This is a genomic window from uncultured Lutibacter sp., from assembly GCF_937891065.1.
Lineage (GTDB): Bacteria > Bacteroidota > Bacteroidia > Flavobacteriales > Flavobacteriaceae > Lutibacter.
Genome location: NZ_CALAEQ010000048.1, coordinates 1 through 2,389 on the forward strand (window position 1 = coordinate 1; position 2,389 = coordinate 2,389).

The 2,389-nt window shown below is 30.3% G+C and carries 1 protein-coding gene; it reads right to left on the minus strand.

Annotation, left to right across the window (positions count from 1 at the left end; genetic code table 11):
* Positions 1 to 473: 473 nt before the first annotated feature.
* The coding region (locus tag Q0352_RS02885; protein ID WP_299523324.1) for a glutamine synthetase III at positions 474 to 2,389 on the minus strand (1,916 nt) is incomplete at its 5' end.

Sequence of the window (2,389 nt, forward strand, 5' to 3'; positions counted from 1 at the left end):
CAATGCGTGAGTCAATTCCCCCAGCAAGCCAGTATAATTAAAATAATATTTCATATAAATTTATAGGAGGATGAAACTTAACTTTAAGAAAGTTATTATATAACATATATAATAAGCAACTTAAAAAAGCTCTATAAACATACATACTGGGGATAAAAACAATTTTTTGAGGTTTAAACAGTGAGGTTATTTCAATTATGACAATCCTGAAATTATTAACGTATACATTTATAATTTCACATCTAAGATAAATACTAATTTGTCTTTTAAAAAGTATTTTTTCTCTTAATTTGCCAAATGCAAGTTTTTATTAATAATTGGAAATAAACGTATGTTTTTTATGTTACTATAGTTACACAACTAACTGTTTACCAGCAAAATAAATCGTAAAATTTTAATTATTTAACACATATTTAAACAAAAAAACCCGCTAAATGCGAGTTTTTTTGTTTAAATATTATTTTTTTTTTAAATTATCTTGTAAATAACAACTCTCTATATTTTGTTAATGGCCATAATTCATCATCAATCATCAGCTCTAATTTATCGCAATGATACCTTATTTCTTCAAAAAATGGTTTTACTTTAAAACAGTATGCTTCAGCCATAGCTTCTACGTTTTCTAATTTATTAGCTTTTTTACGAGCATTAATCATTTTATCAATTTTTGAGTGAATTCCTTCAATATGTTCAGAAATTAATTTAATTAATTTAATTTGCTCTGATGCATGCTTGTCAAAATCATTTTCAAAAATCTCTTTCAAACCTGTAACATTTTTAATTAACAAATTTTGATAACGAACTGCAGTTGGTACTATATGGTTACCAGCAATATCACCTAATACACGAGATTCTATTTGTATTCGTTTGGTATATTCTTCCACTTCAATTTCATAACGAGCTTCAACTTCAACTTCACTCATTACATTCATCTCTTTAAATAAGGCAATCGTCTTTTTAGAAACTCTTTCTTTTAATGCTTCAGGCGTAGTTTTATTATTACTTAAACCTCTTTTTTTAGCTTCTTTTTCCCAAGCATCTCCATAACCATTTCCTTCAAACAAAATATTTCTTGATGCTTTTATGTATTCTCTTAAAATATTAAAAATGGCTTCATCTTTCTTTAAATCATTTTTTTCAATTAAAGCATCTACTTCAATTTTAAAATCTTTTAACTGTTTTGCAACTATCGTATTCAACACTGTCATTGGGTTTGCACAGTTCGCAAATGAACCAACAGCTCTAAATTCAAATTTGTTTCCTGTAAACGCAAAAGGTGATGTTCTATTTCTGTCAGTATTATCTAACAATAAATCTGGAATTTTACCTACTACATTTAATTTAAGGTCTGTTTTTTCTTCAGGTGAAAGTTTACCTTTAGTTACCCCTTCTAATTCTTCTAATACTTTAGTTAATTGTTGTCCTATAAATACCGAAATAATTGCTGGTGGTGCTTCATTAGCTCCCAATCTGTGATCATTATTTGCTGATGCAACTGATGCTCTTAATAATTCTTCATAATCATGTACCGCCTTAATTGTATTGATAAAAAACGTTAAAAATTGAAGATTACTCATTGGAGTTTTACCTGGGCTTAATAAATTAATGCCCGAATCGGTTGAAAGCGACCAGTTATTATGCTTCCCAGAGCCATTTACACCGGCAAAAGGCTTTTCATGAAGCAATAATACAAGATCGTGACGAGAAGCTACTCTTCCCATAACATCCATTAATAAGGAGTTATGATCTACAGCTAAGTTAGCTTCTTCATAAATAGGAGCTAATTCAAACTGATTTGGAGCTACCTCATTATGACGTGTTTTAACTGGTATACCTAATAACATACATTCTACTTCTAACTCACGCATATAATTTAACGCTCTAGTTGGTATAGAACCAAAGTAATGATCGTCTAATTGTTGCCCTTTCGCAGGAGAATGACCTAATAAAGTCCTTCCTGTTAAAAGAATATCTGGGCGGCTATTTGCCAATGATTTATCTATTAAAAAGTATTCTTGTTCCCACCCAAGTGATGAAGTTACTTTTTTTACATTTTTATCAAAATATTTACAAACCGCTGTTGAAGCATCATCTATAGCAGTTAAAGCTCTTAACAATGGTGTTTTATTATCTAAAGCCTCACCTGTGTATGCAACAAAAATAGTTGGAATACATAAGGTAGTTCTAAAAATAAATGCTGGAGACGTAGGATCCCAAGCAGTATATCCACGAGCCTCAAAAGTATTTCTAATACCTCCGTTTGGAAAACTTGAAGCATCTGGTTCTTGTTGTACTAATTGATCTCCTCCAAATTTTTCAATAGCCATTCCCCCTCCAATAGTTTCAAAAAAAGCATCATGCTTTTCAGCAGTTGCACCAGTTAATGGCT